Here is a 19,001-nt window from a genome sequence, read left to right as displayed (position 1 = left end):
TGCCCGCCACCACAGCCAACACCGCTAAGAAATGACTGACATGACCCAGACGCTCGAAACCCACACCCTCGAAACCACAGAGACAGCCGCCGCTACGACAACGACGGCGGGCGCCCGCGCGCACGCCCGTGCGCAGCACGGACGAACGGCCGGCACCATGATCCACGTGCCCGCGGCAGCAGCCCCGGAACGCCTGACGGCCGGACTGTCGGCGGAGGCCGCGGCATCGCTCACCTGGGCCGAGTCGCTCGCCTTTGGCCGGTACACCCATCTGGAACTGGCCCGGGGCACCAGGATCCGCCTGACGGATACCGACGGCGACTCCTGCGTCCACGCTGCCCTGTTCCGTAGCGGCGCCCACTACGAGCGGATCAACGTCGCCGACACCGTGAAGGTCCCCTGGCAGGCGTACCTGGGGCAGGGCCACCCGCTGCTGTCAGACGCCGGCCGGCTGATGGCCACGGTGGTCGCCGACTCCTCGGGGCGGCACGACGCCCTCACCGGGACCACTAACCTCGCCGGAAACCAAGCCAAATACGGTGCAGGCTCCGCGCACAGCGCCTCCCCCGCCGGCCGTGAACTGCTGACCCTGGGCGCCCTCAAGCACGGCATCAGCCAACGGGAAGTGCCGCCATCGGTGTCCTTCTTCAAGGGCATCACGGTTGACCCGGACGGAAGCATCCGTTTTACCGGCAGCTCCGCTGCAGGAACTGCCGTCGAAATGCTGCTGCACATGGACGCCGTCCTGGTACTGGCCAACACCGCCCACCCCCTGGACCCCCGCCCCGCCTTCACCGGGAGCACCGTGGACATCGTCGCCTGGCAGGCACCCCAGGACCTTGAGGCCCTGGCAGCAAGCGGCCTGGGATTCCAACTCGCCCCCGAACACCTGCTTGCCCTGCAGAACACCGAAAACGACTACGCAGCAAGGACTTCCGCATGAGCACCGCCGCCGCCACCCGCAAGCCCGACGCCCGGCTCCAACCGGACGCAGGGACCGCCGCCCTGGTCCCGGGACACGTCATCCTGGACGAATACGTCGAAGCCCGCGGTCCCTGGTCGGCCGTCGTTGCCGCCGGCGACGTTCTGACCATCGTTGACCTCGAAGGCAACCAGGCCGTCGACTGCCTGCTCTACGCAGCCGGCGACGTCGGCACGCGCTACTCCGCCGCCGTCACCATCGCCTCGCAGCGGTCCATCATCCTCACCACCGGATCCGCCCTCCGGGCGGACAGCGGCGAAGCGCTCATGACAGTGATGGCAGACGAAGTGGGAGTGCACGACACCGTCGGCGGCGCCTGTTCGCAGGAATCGAACACCCTGCGCTATGGGCAGCACACCCACGAACAGCACGCCTGCGTGGAGAACTTCCTCATCGAAGGCTCCAAATGGGGCCTCGGAAAGCCGGACCTCGTCTCCAACATCAACTGGTTCATGAACGTTCCAGTGGACCCGGACGGAGCCCTCGGCATTGTGGACGGGCTGTCCGCACCCGGGAAGCGAGTGGCCCTCCGAGCCGAGACGGACACCCTGGTCCTGGTCTCCAACTGCCCGCAAATCAACAACCCCTGCAACGGCTTCAATCCCACGCCGGTGCGGATGGTCGTCACCCGTCCGGAGGCTTCCCGATGAACCGCTTTGACACCCTCCTCATAGCCAACCGCGGCGAAATCGCCTGCCGCATCATCGAATCGGCCCGCAAGGCCGGGCTGCGGACCGTAGCTGTGTTCTCCGAGGCGGACCGCGGCGCCAAGCACGTCCGCCTCGCCGATGAAGCCGTGTTGCTGGGGCCCGCGCCGGCCAAGGAGTCCTACCTCCGGGTTGACGCCATCCTGGCAGCCGCCGCCTCGACCGGCGCCGGCGCCATCCACCCCGGCTACGGCTTCCTCTCCGAGGACGCGGGGTTCGCCGAGGCCGTGGAAGCCTCCGGACTGGTGTTCGTGGGCCCCACCCCGGAGCAGCTGCGCATCTTCGGCACCAAGCACACCGCCCGCGACGCCGCCCAGCGCGCCGGAGTGCCCATGATCGCCGGCTCGGGACTGCTCGCGGACCTCGACGCCGCCGTCGCGGCAGCCTCGGAGATCGGCTTCCCGCTAATGCTCAAAGCCACCGGCGGGGGCGGCGGCATCGGCATGGCGGTGTGCCGCAGCGAAGCAGAGCTCGCCGGGAACTACGCCCGCGTCGCCCGGCTGGCCGGCTCCAGTTTCGGCACCGACGGGGTGTTCGCTGAGCGGTACGTCGAACACGCCCGCCACGTCGAAGTGCAGGTCTTCGGCGACGGCGAAGGCCGGGTGGTGAGCCTGGGAGACCGCGACTGCTCGCTCCAGCGCCGCCATCAGAAGGTGCTCGAGGAAGCACCCGCCCCGGACCTTCCCGCCGGGCTGCGCGAAGAACTGCACCGCAGTTCACGGGCCCTGTGCGCATCGGTGGGCTACCGCTCCGCAGGAACTGTCGAATTCGTCTACGACCCGGCCCGCCAACAGGCCTCCTTCCTCGAAGTGAACGCCCGGCTGCAGGTGGAGCACCCCGTAACCGAGGCCGTCACCGGCGTGGATCTCGTGGAATGGATGCTGAGCCTGGCCCAGGAGCGGCCCGTGCTGGACGGCGTCCCGGACAGCCTTCCGGTAACGGGCCACGCGGTGGAAGCACGGATCTACGCCGAGGACCCGGCCCGGAACTTCCAACCCAGCGCCGGAACCGTCACCAACGCCCAGTACCCGCCGTGCGAGGAATCAGCACGCTATGCCGTCCGCGTTGACGCCTGGGTGGAAACCGGCAGCGAGGTGTCCACCAACTACGACCCCCTGCTGGGCAAGCTCATCACCTCCGGCGGCACCCGGGAGGAGGCTTTCGACTCCTTGGCGAGAGCGTTGGCCCAGACCCGGATCGACGGCATCGAGACCAACCTGGGCATGCTGCGCGCGGTCACCGGGCTGGGAGTAGTGCGTTCCGCGGAACACTCCACCGGAACCCTGGACACCGTGGGCGACCCGGAACCCCGCATCACGGTGGAGCGCCCCGGCCTGCAGACCAGCGTGCAGGACTGGCCCGGCAGAACCGGGCTCTGGCAGGTGGGCGTGCCGCCAAGCGGACCCATGGATGACCTGTCCTTCCGCCTCGGCAACACGGCACTAGGCAACCCTGAGGGCACGCCCGGCCTGGAATTCACAGTGGCCGGCCCGGCGCTGCGCTTCACACACACCACCACGGTCTGCGTCACCGGCGCCGACGTGACCGTCACAGTCAACGGCTCTGCAGTTGCCGCCTGGGAACCAGTCGCGGTACCGGCCGGCGGTGTGCTGGACATCGGCTCCGCCGACGGGGCCGGGTTGCGCGGCTACGTGCTATTCGAGGGGGGCCTCGACCTTCCGGAGTATCTCGGCAGTGCCTCGACCTTCACGTTGGGTCAGTTTGGCGGCCACGGCGGCCGTGTCTTGCGGGCCGGGGACGTGCTGCGAACGGTCACGGACAAAGCACCGGAAACGGTACCCGCAGCTGTCCCCGTCGAAAGCCGCCCGGCACTGACCACGCAGTGGCAGCTCATGGTGGTGGAAGGGCCGCACGGCGCCCCGGAATTCTTCCAGCGCGAGGACATCGACGAACTTTTCGCGACAGCCTACGAGGTGCACTTCAACTCGGCCAGGACCGGCGTCCGGCTCATCGGCCCGAAGCCGCGCTGGGCCCGGAACGACGGCGGCGAGGCTGGCCTGCACCCTTCCAACATTCACGACACTGCCTACTCGGTGGGTGCGCTGGACTTCACCGGCGACACGCCCATCCTGCTCGGCCCCGACGGCCCCAGCCTGGGCGGCTTCGTCTGCCCCGTTACCGTAGTGACCGGCGACCGCTGGAAGCTCGGCCAGCTCAGGCCGGGGGACAAAGTCCGCTTCGTTCCGGTCAAGTCTGTCCAGGCGCCTTCCGCCAAGGAGCTCGGACCGGCCCGGCAGCAGATCCTTCCGGGCGCAAGCACGGCAGGCGCCGGCAGCTTGCCGGGTGCCCCGACCGCCGTCGGACATTCCGGGGCGCCAAGAGGAGACGGTGACGACGGCGTGCTGGGCCGGGTGCCTGAAGGTGATGGCCGGCCGGCCGTCACCTACCGCCGCTCCGGGGATGACAACCTCCTCGTGGAGTATGGCGACATGGTGCTGGACCTCGGCCTCCGTGCCCGGGTCCACGCCCTGCATCGGGAGCTCGAGAAGCTGCGGATCCCCGGCATCGTGGACCTCACTCCCGGCATCCGCTCGCTGCAGGTCAAGGCTGACCCGTCTGTTCTTCCCACCTCCCGCCTCCTGGGCATCGTGCGGGAGATCGACGCGGAGCTGCCGGCCAGCTCTGAGCTCGTTGTTCCGAGCCGCAAGGTCAGGCTCCCGCTGTCCTGGGATGATCCGGCCACCCGCGAGGCGATCGAACGGTACATGGCCGGCGTGCGCGACGACGCCCCCTGGTGCCCGTGGAACATCGAGTTCATCCGCCGCATCAACGGCCTGGATTCGGTGAACGACGTCTTCGACACCGTCTTCAACGCCGACTATCTCGTGCTCGGGCTGGGCGACGTCTACCTCGGTGCTCCCGTGGCCACGCCGCTGGACCCGCGGCACCGCCTGGTCACCACGAAGTACAACCCCGCCAGGACCTGGACCCCGGAAAACGCCGTGGGCATCGGCGGCGCGTACATGTGCATTTACGGCATGGAGGGTCCGGGCGGCTACCAGTTCGTCGGCCGCACCACCCAGGTCTGGTCCCGGCACGCCACAGCCGCCCCGTTCGAGCCCGGCTCGCCGTGGCTGCTGAGGTTCTTCGACCGGATCTCCTGGTACCCCGTCAGCCCGGAGGAACTCCTGGACCTGCGGGCGGACATGGCGGCCGGCCGCGGCCGGGGCGTCGAGATCGAGGACGGTACGTTCTCCCTGGCCGAACACGAGGAGTTCCTGGCCCGCAACAGCGATTCTATTGCGGATTTCAGGGTGCGGCAGGAAAAGGCCTTCGCCATCGAACGTCAGGCATGGGAGGACGCCGGCGAGTTCGACCGTGCCGAGCAGGCCGTCGCCATCGCCCCGCCGTCAGAAGAAGTGGTGGTTCCCGACGGCGGAACCCTGGTCACGTCTCCGTTCGCGGCGAGCGTCTGGAAGGTCGACGTCGCGCCCGGGGACAAGGTGGTGGCAGGCCAGCCACTGGTCTCCATCGAAGCCATGAAGATGGAGACGGTCCTCACCGCGCCGAGCGACGGCATTGTGCGCCGGGTACTGCCGTCCGCCGGCACCCAGGTGGTGGCCGGCGAGGCCCTGGTGGTCCTTGCGGCGGCGGAACTGAACGAAATCGAACATGTTCTCGAAGGGAGCGCGGTATGAGTGACGTCAGCGGGGCAACCACGGCGCGCGTGATGGCGGCGCTCGCCGCAATCGACGCCGTCGACCGGCCCGAGATCTGGATCAAGGTCCGGGGCCGGGACGAGCTCCTGGCCGAAGCGGCCGGCATCGACGCGGCCGTGGCGGCTGGCGCCTCCCTGCCTCTGGCGGGACTGCTGCTCGCGGTCAAGAACAACGTGGACGTCGCTGGAATCAGCACGACGGCGGCCTGCCCCGGTTTCGGCTATGAGCCGGCAGAGGACGCCGTGGCCGTTGCACGCCTGCGCAAGGCGGGCGCCCTGGTGCTGGGCTCGACCAACCTTGACCAGTTCGCCACCGGACTGGTGGGGACCCGGAGCCCGTATGGGGCCGTCCGCGATTCGCGGCGGCCGGACCGGATCTCGGGAGGATCCAGCTCAGGGTCCGCCGTGGCGGTCGCCCTGGGGCTCGTGGACATTGCCATCGGCACGGACACAGCCGGCTCCGGGCGTGTTCCGGCGGGGCTGCAGGGAATCGTGGGCATCAAGCCGACCCTGGACGTCGTCTCCACTGCCGGGATGGTTCCGGCGTGCCGGTCCTGGGACACTGCCACCATCCTGGCCCGCGACCTCGACACTGCCGAACTGGCCATGGGGATCATGGCCGGGGAATCCCGGACGTGGCCTGCAGACGTACGGCTGGCGGCACCGTCGCGACCCCGAATCGCCTACCCGGCCTCGTTACCGGCGCTCCCTCCCGCATGGGCTGCGCAGTTCGGCGCGCAGATCGAACGGCTGCGCGCCACCGGCGTGGACGCCGAGCCGATCGAACTGGATGTCTTCCTCCAGGCGGCCCGGCTGCTTTACGACGGCGCCCTTGTCGCCGAGCGCCACGGCGCCGTCGGAACATTCATTGACGCCGCAGTTGCGGGCAACAAGTCCGGAAGCGGCACCGTCGGGCTGGACCCGACAGTCACCGGAATCATCAGCGCAGCGGGCCGCGTGCCCGCCCACCAATATGTAACCGACACTGCGGCGCTGGAGGAGCTGAAACGGGAAGCCCTGTCCCGGCTCGAGGGATTTGATGCCCTGATTGTGCCTACCACTCCCTTCCACCCAACGCTGGCCGACGTGGCCGCGGATCCCGTGGGAGTCAACTCGCGAATGGGCACGTACACCAACTTCTGCAACCTCTTCGATTTGTGCGCAGTCGCGGTGCCGGCCGGCACAGTGGAGGAGTCCCGCGGCGGTGAAGTCGCCCAGTTCGGCCTCACCGTGGTGGGACGGACGTTCGACGACGGCGTCGTGGCCGACATTGCCCGAAGGATTGAGGTGACGCCGGACCTCCCGGCGCTGTTTGCTTCCGGTGCAGCCCCAAGCCGCCCCGCCGTAAAACGGCTGCCGTGGCCCGCGGCCGCTGGCGCCGCCGCCGTGCCGCTCGTGGTGGTGGGAGCCCATCGGAAGGGTCAGCCGCTGATGGCCGAACTGGAACAGCGCGGTGCGTTCTGGGATGGTCCGGTCACGCTGGCTCCCCGGTACCGGATGGTCGCGCTGGACACGCAGCCGCCCAAGCCCGGCGTCGTTCGTTCCGACGACGGCGCCGAACTGGCGGCGGAGCGCTGGCTGCTGTCCGAGGCTGCGCTGGGGTCTTTCCTCGCGGAGCTCCCCGAACCCATGCTGCTGGGGTCGGTTCTGCTGAATGACGGTTCGACGGCGGTGGGTTTCGCCTGCGATGCGGTGGCGGCATCCCACGGCAGGGACATCACGCACTTCGGGGACTGGCTGGCTGCCCAGGCCGCGGCCGGCACCTCCGCCGAGCCCTCCGGCCAGGGCATCTGGCGGGATGCCGGCGATGCCCTCATCCGGGGGCTGCAGCGGGGGCGCCGCTAGCTCCGGAGGTTCGCGCCGGAGGCGCGGTTTCGCGGTGGCGGCCGTACCCTCAGGAAAACTCCTTCAGCACTTCCGTCAGGAGGCGGCCCGGCTGGCCGAGCCGCACGTGAGCGCCATTGGAGGCCACCAGTTCCCCTGCAATAACGACGTCGGTGACGTCGCTGGCTGTGGCACTGAACGGGAACTGCTCTGCCTTGGAACCGGCAGTGCGGGCTGAGTCGGGAGTCACGGCCATCAGATCGCAGACCGCCCCGACCGCCAGCGCAGACGCGGCAATAGGTGTGGCCATGGAGCGGGTGGCCCCATCCGTAGCGGCCCGCAGCAGTTCCTGCGGGGAGAACCTGCCGCGCTGGCCGGAACCGAGTCGTTCCCCGTGTTCCAGCGTGCGCATTTCAATCCAGGGATCGATGACGGCGTGCTGGTCCGTGCCCAGCGCAATGGTGGCTCCGGCGTCGGACAATGCGCGGGCCGGACCGATCCCGTCGGCGAGGTCGGCTTCGGTACTCGGGCACATCACCACCGTGGCGCCGGCATTGCCGAGCAGGGCGATGTCCCCGGACGTCAGGTGCGTGGCATGGACGGCCGAGAGCCGCCCGGACAGCAGGCCGTGCCGCTCCAACAGGCCCGCGGGGGTGACGCCGTAGGCCTCCAGGCAGGCCTCGTTCTCCGCCGGCTGTTCGCTGAGGTGGATGTGGAGGGGCATATCCGCCGGCAGCTGTTCGGCCACCGCCGCCAAGTCCGTAGCGGGCACGCCGCGCACGGAATGCAGCGCGGCCCCCACGCCGACCATCTCCGGTGGAAAGCTTTGCGCGACTTCGTTCCGGAGCGAAAAGAGCCTCTCCAGCCAGGCCTGGACGTTGGCGTCGCCGAACCGCTGCTGTTCGGGGCTCAGCGGCGTACCGATCCCTCCCGCCAGATACAGCGTGTCCAGGAGCGTCAGGCGGATCCCGGCCGCCATTGCCGCCCGGGCCAGGGCCAGCTCCATGGCATGCGGTTCCGCGTAGGGAGCGCCGCCAGGCTGGTGGTGGACATAGTGGAACTCGGCCACGCTGCTGAAGCCGGCGACCACCATTTCCGCGAACACGGCCCTGGCAAGCTTTTCGTAGGTTTCCGGCGTCAGTTCGGCCGCGCTCCGGTACATCTGCTCCCGCCACACCCAGAAATCACCGCGTCCGTCATGTGTCCGTCCGCGCAGGATCCTGTGGAAGGCGTGGGAGTGGGCGTTGGCGGCAGCCGGAAAGACGACGCCCTTCAGGATGTGGTCGCCGGGCTGCGGTTCCGCGCCGGAAGTGATCCGCTCGATGCGGCCGTCCCGCACGTCCAGCCGCACCGACGCGCGCACTGCGGGGCCACCGTCGGCTTCGCCGGTGCCACCGGCGCCAGCCACAACAGCCGTCTCGCACCAGAGCCCGGTGACAGCAGGCCCGGTCACAGGAGACCCTCCAGGACATCCGCAAGGGCGACGGCGCCGATGCCGGCGTCCTCGTCGGCAACATACTCCTCCGGCGAATGCGAGATGCCGCTGGGATTGCGGACGAAGAGCATCGCGGACGGCACATAGGCCGAGAGCACCCCGGCGTCGTGGCCGGCTCCGGTAGCCAGCAGCGGGGCGTCGGGCAGGATCCCGCTGATCCGCTGGGTCAGGCCGGGATCGAAATGGACAGTGTCGCTGTAGGACTCTTCCGTGAGGGAAACGGAGCATCCTTCGGTGGCCGCTATCTGCCGGGCGGCGGCGTAGATCGTTTCGATCAGCCGGGCGGTCACGGCATCGTCAGGGTGCCGGGCATCGAGCCACATGTCCACGCGGGAGGCAATGACGTTGGTTCCGCCGGGCACCGGCATCAGGCGTCCCACCGTGGCACGCGCATCCGGCTGGGCTGCAGCGGCGTCGCGTACGGCGACGATGATCTGTGCCGCTGCGACCATCGGATCCGCACGGTCCGCCATTAGGGTGGTGCCGGCGTGGTTGCCCTGGCCGCTGATGCTCAGCTTCCAGCGGCCGTGCCCCAGGATGGAACTTCCGACGGCGATGGCCGGGCCGCCCGTGCCCAGGCCCTTGCCCTGTTCCACGTGCAGTTCGACAAAGTCGCCGATCCGCGCCAGGGCCTGGGGATCCGGACCGACGTGCCTGGGATCGAGGCCGTTCAACCGTGCGACGTCCGCAAAGGTGTTGCCGTCGCCGTCGCGCAGGTTCCGTGCCTTGTCAACGTCGATGGCTCCGGTGAGCAGGCGCGATCCGAGGCAGGCGACCCCGAAGCGGGAGCCCTCCTCTTCCGGGAACACCGTGATGGCCAGGGACCGGTTCGGCACTTTTCCGCGGGCTATCAGGATGTCGACGGCGGCGAGTGCCGAGGCGACGCCGAGCGGGCCGTCAAAGGCGCCGCCGCCGGGCACTGAATCGAGATGGCTTCCCGTGACCAGGGCGCCGTCCTGGGGTTTGCCCCACCAGGCCCAGATAATGCCGTTGCGGTCGGTCTCGACGGACAGGCCGCGCTGGAGCGCCTGTTCGATGAACCATGTCCTCAAGTCGAGTTCCGCCGTCGAGTAGACGGCCCGGGAATAGCCTCCGCGCACCGCGTCGCGGCCCACGTCCTTGATCGAGTCGAGGAGCTGATTGACGGTTTCCAAATGAACCTCCGCGTAGTGTGAACTGCCACCAAGTAAAAACCACTTTCCACTCCATGACAAGGGCTTGCGGCATGGACGCCGGACAGTTAACACGCCTGCAACATGCCCGAAACGGGGCCGTCGCACACGCCGCGGATCAACCCCGGTTTGATGAAGAACCTGTGAAATATGGGCGGCACCTATTGTCATCGGGTGAAAGTTGGTTTTTACTTAGTGGCAAGACAACGTGATTCGAACCACTTGGAAGTGGGTCATACAGTGGCTGCAGATTCTTCAACACGGACGGTTGAGAGGGCGTTGGCTTTGCTCAGTGCAGTGTGCACTGACGGATCCCTCACCCTGAGCGACGCCGCCCGCGTCGTCGACTTGTCCGCGAGTACGGCCCTTCGCCTCCTGCGCACTTTGGAGGGGAGCGGTTTTGTCTCCCGGGACCCGGGCGGGAACTTCCGCCCCGGTGCAAGCGTCATCCAGCTCGGAGCCCTGGCCTTGGGCCAGGAGTCATTGGTTTCGCTCTGCACCCCGCACATGAAGCGGCTGGTGGCCCACACGGGCGAATCCTGCTATCTCAGCATTCCCGGTCCTGGGGACACCGGAATCTACATAGCAATTGTCGAAGGTACCCGCTCCGTCCGGCATACCAGCTGGGTGGGCCGGAGCATCCCGCTGGAAGGGTCCGCCGCAGGGCAGGTCCTGACAGGCGGCCAGCCAGACCGCGGCTTCGCGATAGTGCGAAGCGGCGTTGAAGACGACATCACCGCCGTCGCCGCACCGATCGTGATTGGTGGCCGCACCGTGGCCGCCCTGAGCATCGTGGTACCCAGCTACCGGCTGGACGAGTCGAAGGCCATAAACATCGGCGAGGAGCTTGTGAGGGTGGCCGCCAACGTCCTCACCGAGCCCTCCAAAGACCATGAACTGCCCCAGGAAAGCATGGAAGAAAAATGATCAAGTTTGAAAATGTCACCAAGGCCTACCCGGACGGGACGGTTGCCGTCGACGGGCTGAACCTTGAAGCCCCCACCGGGAAACTGACCATCCTGGTCGGGCCGTCGGGCTGCGGCAAGACCACCTCGCTGCGGATGATCAACCGCCTGATCGAACCCACCAGCGGCACCATCTACCTGGACGACCAGCCAACGTCCGGCATGGACGCAGCATTGCTCCGCCGCCGGATCGGCTATGTCATCCAGCACGCGGGACTGTTCCCGCACCGCACCATCGTGGACAACGTCGCAACCATGCCGTTGCTGCTCGGTGAGAGCCGCCAGAAGGCCCGCATGACGGCGCTGGAGCTCATGGAGCGCGTGGGCCTTCCGGCGAACTTCGCCAAGCGCTACCCCTGGCAGCTCTCCGGCGGCCAGCAGCAGCGCGTTGGCGTGGCCCGTGCTCTGGCCTCGGACCCTGCATTCATGCTGATGGACGAACCCTTCAGCGCCGTGGACCCGGTGGTGCGTGCGCAGCTCCAGGACGAGTTCCTCCGCCTGCAGCGTGAAATCGGCAAGACCATCATCATGGTTACCCACGACATCGACGAGGCCCTCAAACTTGGGGACCAGGTGGCCGTGATGCGCGTCGGCGGGAAGCTCGCCCAGATGGCCACGCCGTCGGAGCTCCTGACCTCCCCGGCCGACGAATTCGTGGCCGACTTCGTGGGACGCGACCGTGGCTACCGGTCCCTCGGCTTCACCAATGTGGCCGGAACCGTGACGGTCAGCGAAGAAGCCGTGGTTCAGCTCGGAGCCTCCGCCGCGGAGGCGCAGGCGAGGGCCTCCGGCGCGTGGGTCCTGGTGGTCGACGGTGAACGGAAGCCGCTTGGCTGGGCACAGCCGGAGCTGATCGCCGGCGAGCTGAAGCGGGACCATCTGAACCTCAGCGGCACGTCCGCGACATCGGCCGGGACCATGCGCCAGCTGCTTGACGCAGCACTGTCCTCCCCCAGCCGCCGCGGCGTCGTCGTCAATGACCGCGGTGAACTCGTCGGCACGGTGACTGCATCCGATATCGTCAAGGCCATCGAGGCCGAACCGCATCTGGAGACGGCCCGATGAACATTGAATGGCTGAGCCGCCAGTTCGACAACATTGTGTTCCTGCTTGGCTGGCATGTTCTGCTGGCCGTCACGCCGCTGGTCCTCGGGCTTCTGATTGCCCTGCCCTTGGGTTGGTGGGCACACCGCAGCCGCCGGATCTACCCCCTCCTGGTGGGCATCGCGGGCCTCCTGTACACCGTGCCTTCGCTGGCATTGTTCGTACTCCTGCCGCTGGCCCTGGGCACCAAGATCCTGGATCCCCTCAACATCGTGGGCGCGCTGACCATCTACACGGTGGCTTTGCTGGTCCGGGTGGTGGCCGATGCACTGGATTCCGTTCCCGAAGATACAGTCCAGGCGGCGAAAGCCATGGGCTACCGCAGCTACCAGAGCCTCCTGAAGGTCGAGCTCCCCGTGGGCGTTCCGGTCATCAGCGCCGGCCTCCGCGTTGCCGCGGTCTCCAACGTCAGCCTCGTGTCAGTGGCCGCGCTGCTCGGCATCCCCCAGCTCGGTTCCCTCTTCACCCAGGGCTTCCAGCTGCGGTTCTTCACCCCGATCATCGCCGGCATCATCCTCTGCGTGGTCCTGGCCATGATCCTTGACGGACTGATCATCCTCCTCAACCGGTGGCTGACACCGTGGACCCCCAAGGTGGTGGCATCATGAACTACTTGTTCGACCCTGCGCACTGGACCGGTGCCGACGGCATCCCCAACCTGATCGGCGAGCACCTCGTGTACTCGCTCATCGCCCTCGCCATCGCGGCAGTGATCGCGGTTCCGCTCGGCATCTACATCGGAGTCACCGGCAAGGGCGTCTTTATGATCGCCGGCCTCGCCAACGCCCTCCGCGCCCTGCCAAGCGTGGGACTTCTGATCCTGCTTGTGCTGCTGATCTCACCCGCTTTCCCGTCCAAGATGGGCTACATCCTGCCGAGCCTGATCGTGCTTGTACTGCTCGCGGTGCCGCCCATCCTGACCAACACCTATGCAGGCATCCGCGCAGTGGATGCTGCCGCCGTCGACGCAGCCAAGGGCATGGGGTTCCGCACCGTAAAGATCCTCACGGATGTTCAGCTCCCCTGCTCGCTCCCGCTGATGCTGTCCGGCGTCCGCAGCGCCCTGCTGCAGATCATCTCGACGGCGACCATCGCGGCCTACATTTCGCTCGGTGGCCTCGGCCGCCTGCTGATCGACGGCAAGGCCCAGAACGACTACAGCCAGATGGTCGCCGGCGCCGTGCTGGTGGCCCTGCTGGCCCTGTTCTTCGACCAGTTGCTCGCCTTCATCACCCGCCGGGTCGTCTCACCAGGGCTGACCCGGCTCACCGTCAAGTCGGCCGCCGCTGCCGACACCGTGAAAATCCCCGCCACGGTCTAACCCACCACCCCACGCATCATCTCCACCGCCGTCCGGCAACAGACCCACCCCAGCCTGGCCGCTGCATGCCCCGCGCCAGCCTCCCCCAGAGAGCATTGACATGAAAAAGTACCTGACCGGCATCACCCTCGCGGCTGCTGCCGCCCTGGCCCTGACCGCCTGCGGCGGGGATCCGATGAGCAGCTCCAACACCCAGACCGCCGCTTCGAGCGACAGCATCATCGTCGGCTCCGCGGACTTCCCGGAAAGCCAGCTGATCGCGAAGATCTACGCGGAAGCCCTCAAGTCCAAGGGCGTCCAGGTGACCGAAAAACCCAGCATCGGCAGCCGTGAAGTCACCATCCCCGCCCTCAAGGATGGCTCCATCGACCTCATGCCCGAATACGGCGGAGCCCTCCTGCAGTACCTTGATTCCGCGACCAAGGCGGTCTCCTCCGAGGAAGTTGCCAAGGAACTGGCCACGAAGATCCCTTCCGGACTGACCCTGCTGACCGCCTCTGAAGCAGAGGACAAGGACGTCCTGGCCGTCAAGAAGGAAACGGCCGACCAGCACAACCTCAAGTCCATCAGCGACCTCCAGCCCGTGGCCAAGGAACTCGTCCTGGGCGGCCCGCCGGAGTGGAAGACCCGCATCAACGGTGTTGCCGGCCTGAAGTCCGTCTACGGTCTTGAATTCAAGGAATTCTCGGCGCTCGACGCCGGCGGTCCCCTGACGCTGAACGCCCTTCTTTCCGGCCAGGTACAGGTTGCCGATATCTTCAGCACCGACCCCGCGCTGGCTGCCAACAACCTGGTTGCCCTCGAAGATGACAAGAACCTCTTCCTGTCCGAGAACATCGTCCCCGTCATCAACGAGAAGAAGTCCACGGCCACCGTCAAGGAGGTCCTGGACAAGGTCTCCGCGGCGCTCACCACCGAAGACCTCATCGAGATGAACGGCCGCGTGGCGAAGTTCGAGGACATCGGCGAGATCGCCAAGGACTGGCTCAAGTCCAAGAACCTGGCCTAGGCCCGCGGCAAGACAACAGGAGTACACAATGACAGCCGATTTCACTACCGGTGCCCGCCCGGTCAAAGCAGCCCGCGGTACCGAGCTCACCGCCAAGTCCTGGCAGACCGAAGCCCCGCTGCGGATGCTGATGAACAACCTCGATCCCGAGGTCGCCGAGCGCCCGGACGACCTGGTGGTCTACGGCGGCACCGGCCGCGCGGTCCGGTCCTGGGCCGCGTTCGATGCGATCACCCGCACCCTGGAAACGATGGAAAAGGACGAGACCCTGCTGGTCCAGTCCGGCAAGCCCGTCGGCGTCTTCCGCACCAACGAGTGGGCGCCGCGCGTGCTCCTGGCCAACTCCAACCTTGTCGGGGACTGGGCGAACTGGCCCGAGTTCCGCCGGCTCGAGGCCGAGGGCCTGATGATGTACGGCCAGATGACCGCCGGGTCCTGGATCTACATCGGCACCCAGGGCATCCTGCAGGGCACCTTCGAGACCTTCGCCGCGATCGCCCGCAAACTCACCGGGGACGAGAACGGCACCCTCGCCGGCACCCTGACCCTCACCGGCGGCTGCGGCGGCATGGGCGGCGCCCAGCCGCTCGCCGTGACCCTGAACGACGGCGCCTGCCTGATTGTCGACGTCGACGAGACCCGCCTGCGCCGCCGCGCCGGCAAGCGCTACCTCGACGAGGTCGAAACCGACCTCGACGCCGCCATCGCCAAAGTACTCAAGGCCAAGGAAGAACGCCGCGGCTGGTCCGTCGGCTACGTCGGCAACGCCGCCGAGGTCTTCCCCGAAATCCTGCGCCGCCACACCGCCGGCGAGCTCACCGTCGACATCGTCACGGACCAGACCTCCGCGCACGACCCGCTGTCCTACCTGCCCGAGGGCATCACCGTGGACGAATGGCACACCGAGGCCGCCGCGGACCCCGAAGGGTTCACCAAGAAGGCCCAGGCCTCGATGGCCCGCCAGGTCCAGGCCATGGTCGAATTCCAGGACGCCGGGGCCGAGGTCTTCGACTACGGGAACTCCATCCGGGACGAGGCCCGCACGGGCGGCTATGACCGGGCGTTCGAGTTCCCCGGCTTCGTCCCGGCCTACATCCGGCCGCTGTTCTGCGAGGGCCTGGGCCCGTTCCGCTGGGTCGCGCTCTCCGGGGACCCCGAGGACATCGCCGTGACCGATGCGGCGATCAAAGAACTGTTCCCGGAGAACAAGCACCTGCACCGCTGGATCGACGCCGCACAGGAACGCGTCGAGTTCGAAGGCCTGCCCGCGCGGATCTGCTGGCTCGGCTACGGCGAACGCGCCAAAGCCGGCCTGCTGTTCAACCAGCTCGTCAAGGAAGGCAACGTCAAAGCCCCCATCGTGATCGGCCGGGACCACCTCGACTCCGGCTCCGTCGCCTCCCCGTACCGGGAAACCGAGGCCATGGCCGACGGCTCCGACGCGATCGCCGACTGGCCGCTGCTGAACGCCCTGCTCAACACCGCCTCCGGCGCCACCTGGGTCTCGATCCACCACGGCGGCGGCGTCGGCATCGGCCGCTCCATCCACGCCGGCCAGGTCTCCGTCGCCGACGGCACCGACCTCGCCGCGCAGAAGCTCGAACGCCTCCTCACCAACGACCCCGGCATGGGCGTCATCCGCCACGCCGACGCCGGCTACGACCGCGCCCTCGACATCGCGAAAGAACGCGGCGTCCGCATCCCGATGAACGAAAGCCGCTAACTAACCCATCGATTGCTCCGTAGCCGCCGTTTTGGGCCACGAAAAGGGCGCCTGCGGAGCAATCGATAAGAAGGGACCATCCGTGATTGAAATCGACGGCAGCGAGCTGGCCTTGGCAGACATCGCTGCGGTGGCTGCCGGGGGCGCGCAGGTGACCTTAACGCCGTCGGCCGCTGAGCGGATGGCGGACTCCCAGCGGTCCGCGCGGGCAACCGCCCTGGTCCGTCCTGTCTACGGACGGTCCACGGGCGTCGGCGCCAACCGCTCGGTCGCCCTGGACCAGGCGGCCGGGGCAGCGGATCCGCACGGGCTGAACCTCCTGCGGAGCCATGCCGTGGACGCCGGAAATGTTCTCGACCGGGAAACCGTCCGGGCCATGCTCGTCATTAGACTCTCGCAGATCGCTGCGGGGTCCTCCGGAATCAACCCCGCAGTGGCCGAAGCCCTGCAGGCGATGCTTAACTCGGATTCCCTGCCGGAAATCAGGGAGTACGGCGGCATCGGCACCGCCGACCTCCCGGCGCTGTCCGGCACCGCGCTGACCCTGCTGGGCGAACGCAAAACCATGGACGGCAAGCAGATCACTTCACCGCTTCCCGGCTGGGCCACCGAGGACGCCCTGCCGTTCATCAGCTCGAGTGCCCTGACCATCGCGCAGGCAGTACTGGCCCAGCAAAAACTGGCCGCCCTCCTGCATAAGCTGGTGTCAGTCAGTGCATTGTCATTCGCAGCGATGTCCGGCAACCCGGAGGCATTCGGCCCGGAGGTTGGCCGGGCAGCCGACTCAGCGGCTGTCACAGGCATGGCCGCCGAACTCCACAGGCTAGTGGAGGGCAGCGGAACCCCGGCAAGGATCCAGGATCCGTACTGCCTGCGCACGCTCCCGCAGGCCCTCGGCGCCGTGGCCGAGGAATTGGATGCCCTCAAATCCGTACTGGAACGCCTGGTGGTGGCCGGTAACGAGAACCCGCTGGTGTTTGGATCCGAGGCGGACGGCAGCAACGGCGTCGCCCATCATGGCCTGTTCCAGATGACCACGCTGGCACGGCGCGTGGATGCGGTTCAGCTGGCGATCGGTGCGGCATGCGCCACGAACCTGCGCAGGATCAGCCTGCTCTGCGACCCCGCTTATACCGGGCTCAACCGGTTCCTGGCGGCCGATGATGCGGGCCAGTCCGGCGTCATGATGCTGGAGTACGTGGCGGCCGCCGCGACCGGACGTATTCGCGCAAACGCCCACCCGGTGAGCCTGCAAACGGTGGTCCTCTCGTTGGGCGCCGAAGAAGATGCCAGCTTCGCCAGCGTGGGGGCAGCCCAGCTGGACTCCACGGTGCGGGCCCTGTCCACCATCGTTGGCATCGAACTCATCTGTGCCGGGAGGGCCCTGAGGCTCCAGGGCCGGACGCCGGCGGAATTCAGCAGCGCGCGGTTCAGGAAAGCCCTCGACGCCGCGCTGTCACTGCCTGCCGACGTCCAGGACCGCGACCTCAGGGCAGACGTCGATGCCGCGGTCCGGCTCGTGGTGTCTCCTGATTTCGGCTAGCCGGGTCAGCAGCCGAAAACCACGTTGATCGGCGGCTCACCCGCCAGCATGAGGTCGATCTGCCGCTGCAGCAGCCGGCCCATCCTCGGGCGCATGGCGGAACTCGCGCCGCCCACGTGCGGGGTAATGATGACGCCGGGTGTCCCCCACAGCGGGTGGTCCTTGGGCAGCGGTTCGGGATCCGTGACGTCCAGCGCGGCGCGTATCCGTCCCGAAGCTGTGTGGCGGACCAGGGCCTCCGTGTCCGCCACCGGTCCCCTGGCCACGTTGACCAGCAGCGCGCCGTCGGGCATTGCCGCAAGGAACTTGTCGTCGATAAGGTGCCTGGTGGCGTCGCCGAGCGGGACCCCGACAACCACAATGTCGTGGTCCGGCAGCAGTTCCGGCAGTTCTGCAATGCCGTGGATGACGCCGTTCTCATCCGTCCGGGGCCGGCTGGCCACGCGCGTCACCGTGGTTTCAAACGGGATGAGCCGCTGCTCAATCGCCTTGCCCACGCCGCCATAGCCCACAATGAGAACGCGGCGGTCGGCAAGGCTGGCGGTGGGTCGGGCTTCCCAGATGCCCTCCTGCTGGTTCCGGATATGCCGTGGCAGCTCCCGCTGGCTGGCCAGGATCATGGCGAGGACCAGTTCCGCGGTGGAGGTTTCATGCACGCCGGCGGCATTGGCGAAAACCCTGCCGGCCGGGAGCGAGTCCGCCACGCTGTCGTATCCGATCGACTGGCTTTGCACCAGCCCTGTCTCCACCGCCTCGAGATTCCGGAGAACGCGCGTGCCGCCCATGTACGGCGGGACCGCGATGTCTATCTGCGGTAGCGGCGGCTCGCCGGTGAAGTCCCACTCAACAACGGTGACGTCCGGGTGCGGTGTCAGGTACTCACGAAGTACGGCGTCGGGCAGGCTGACTGTGATCTTCCGGGTCATGATTCTCCAACTGCTCCGTCGGCTCGGGGCGGGCTGGGCGCCACGGAAGCGCGGCCCGCCGGGAGGGTTCTTTGCTGCCAGCCTAGTGGAGGGAGTCGTCCCATCACCGTTGCGGGCCACTTTGCGTCGGTGTAGCTTGGCCGGATGCTGAGCATTGGCTCGATCGTCATCCGCGTTGATAACCTCCCGGCCCAGATGGCCTTTTGGCAGGCCGCCCTCGGCTTCGAGCCGCGGCATGAACCCGAGGAAGATTTTGTGATCCTGCAGCCGCCCGGCGGTGTGGGAACCTGCATCTCGCTGGACCGCGTCCCGTCATCGGTGCACATCCCGCCGCGCATCCATCTGGACCTGTACACGGAGGACCAGAGCGGTGAAGTGCAGCGGCTCCTTGGCCTGGGCGCCACCCGCGTCGAGTGGAGCAAACAGCCCGCGGACGCGGACTTCGTGATCATGGCCGACCCCGAGGGCAACCGTTTCTGCGTCATCGACACCGCCGGGCGGGGTGACACCGAAGGGTCCGGCGCCACCCAATAGCACCACGCACAAACACC

The 19,001-nt window shown here is 67.7% G+C and carries 15 protein-coding genes; 12 read left to right on the top strand and 3 right to left on the bottom strand.

The features are described from left to right. Positions 1-40: 40 nt before the first annotated feature. Genes AB0N24_RS14325 through atzF form a run of 4 tightly spaced genes read left to right on the top strand, consistent with a single transcriptional unit; the run spans position 41 to position 7,213 of the window. A complete protein-coding gene (locus AB0N24_RS14325; protein ID WP_364125683.1) occupies positions 41-943 on the top strand; it encodes an urea amidolyase associated protein UAAP1 in 903 nt (300 codons plus the stop codon). Beyond that, positions 940-1,632 carry an urea amidolyase associated protein UAAP2 gene (locus AB0N24_RS14320; protein ID WP_364125326.1) on the top strand — a complete coding sequence of 231 codons (693 nt, stop codon included), beginning with the start codon at positions 940-942 and terminating at the stop codon, positions 1,630-1,632. The genes AB0N24_RS14325 and AB0N24_RS14320 overlap by 4 nt, the downstream gene beginning before the upstream one ends. Continuing rightward, a complete protein-coding gene (uca, locus tag AB0N24_RS14315) occupies positions 1,629-5,348 on the top strand; it encodes an urea carboxylase (RefSeq protein ID WP_364125324.1) in 3,720 nt (1,239 codons plus the stop codon). The genes AB0N24_RS14320 and uca overlap by 4 nt, the downstream gene beginning before the upstream one ends. Beyond that, complete coding sequence (gene atzF, locus AB0N24_RS14310) at positions 5,345-7,213, top strand: allophanate hydrolase (protein ID WP_364125321.1); 1,869 nt, start codon at positions 5,345-5,347, stop codon at positions 7,211-7,213. Before uca ends, atzF begins: the two co-directional genes overlap by 4 nt. A gap of 49 nt (positions 7,214-7,262) precedes the next feature. On the opposite strand, the gene AB0N24_RS14305 is transcribed toward atzF, so the two are convergent. After that, positions 7,263-8,645 carry a formimidoylglutamate deiminase gene (locus tag AB0N24_RS14305; RefSeq protein WP_364125318.1) on the bottom strand — a complete coding sequence of 461 codons (1,383 nt, stop codon included), beginning with the start codon at positions 8,643-8,645 and terminating at the stop codon, positions 7,263-7,265. Then, a complete protein-coding gene (locus AB0N24_RS14300; RefSeq protein ID WP_364125315.1) occupies positions 8,642-9,841 on the bottom strand; it encodes an allantoate amidohydrolase in 1,200 nt (399 codons plus the stop codon). The genes AB0N24_RS14305 and AB0N24_RS14300 overlap by 4 nt, the downstream gene beginning before the upstream one ends. Before the next feature lie 213 nt (positions 9,842-10,054). On the opposite strand from AB0N24_RS14300, the gene AB0N24_RS14295 reads away from it, so the two are divergent. The 7 genes from AB0N24_RS14295 to AB0N24_RS14265 all read left to right on the top strand — a co-directional run bounded on the left by AB0N24_RS14295 (position 10,055) and on the right by AB0N24_RS14265 (position 17,524). Next, a complete protein-coding gene (locus tag AB0N24_RS14295; protein ID WP_364125312.1) occupies positions 10,055-10,786 on the top strand; it encodes an IclR family transcriptional regulator in 732 nt (243 codons plus the stop codon). Next, positions 10,783-11,889 (top strand): ATP-binding cassette domain-containing protein, encoded by a 1,107-nt coding sequence (locus AB0N24_RS14290; RefSeq protein ID WP_364125310.1) that lies wholly within the window; start codon positions 10,783-10,785, stop codon positions 11,887-11,889. Before AB0N24_RS14295 ends, AB0N24_RS14290 begins: the two co-directional genes overlap by 4 nt. Beyond that, positions 11,886-12,536: an ABC transporter permease gene (locus tag AB0N24_RS14285; RefSeq protein ID WP_364125308.1), complete on the top strand. Its 651-nt coding sequence runs from the start codon at positions 11,886-11,888 to the stop codon at positions 12,534-12,536. Before AB0N24_RS14290 ends, AB0N24_RS14285 begins: the two co-directional genes overlap by 4 nt. Next, positions 12,533-13,249: an ABC transporter permease subunit gene (locus AB0N24_RS14280; protein WP_364125305.1), complete on the top strand. Its 717-nt coding sequence runs from the start codon at positions 12,533-12,535 to the stop codon at positions 13,247-13,249. The genes AB0N24_RS14285 and AB0N24_RS14280 overlap by 4 nt, the downstream gene beginning before the upstream one ends. 100 nt (positions 13,250-13,349) lie before the next feature. Further along, positions 13,350-14,258: an ABC transporter substrate-binding protein gene (locus AB0N24_RS14275; protein ID WP_364125302.1), complete on the top strand. Its 909-nt coding sequence runs from the start codon at positions 13,350-13,352 to the stop codon at positions 14,256-14,258. Between the two features lie 28 nt (positions 14,259-14,286). Further along, positions 14,287-15,981 (top strand): urocanate hydratase, encoded by a 1,695-nt coding sequence (hutU, locus tag AB0N24_RS14270; RefSeq protein ID WP_364125299.1) that lies wholly within the window; start codon positions 14,287-14,289, stop codon positions 15,979-15,981. 82 nt (positions 15,982-16,063) lie between these two features. Then, on the top strand, positions 16,064-17,524 hold the full coding sequence (locus tag AB0N24_RS14265; RefSeq protein ID WP_364125296.1) for an aromatic amino acid lyase: 1,461 nt from the start codon (positions 16,064-16,066) through the stop codon (positions 17,522-17,524). Positions 17,525-17,529: 5 nt separating this feature from the next. On the opposite strand, the gene AB0N24_RS14260 is transcribed toward AB0N24_RS14265, so the two are convergent. Beyond that, positions 17,530-18,450, bottom strand: a complete 921-nt coding sequence (locus AB0N24_RS14260) for a 2-hydroxyacid dehydrogenase (protein ID WP_364125294.1) — start codon at positions 18,448-18,450, stop codon at positions 17,530-17,532. Between the two features lie 144 nt (positions 18,451-18,594). Here AB0N24_RS14260 and AB0N24_RS14255 point away from each other — a divergent pair, with 144 nt between their 5' ends. Beyond that, positions 18,595-18,984, top strand: coding sequence for a VOC family protein (locus tag AB0N24_RS14255; RefSeq protein ID WP_364125291.1), 390 nt, complete (start codon positions 18,595-18,597; stop codon positions 18,982-18,984). Positions 18,985-19,001: the final 17 nt, after the last annotated feature.

The organism is Arthrobacter sp. NPDC093128 (assembly GCF_040683875.1).
Classification (GTDB): Bacteria; Actinomycetota; Actinomycetes; order Actinomycetales; family Micrococcaceae; genus Arthrobacter.
The sequence above is the reverse complement of the archived record's forward strand: the minus strand, read 5'-3'. Positions and strand labels throughout refer to the sequence as shown.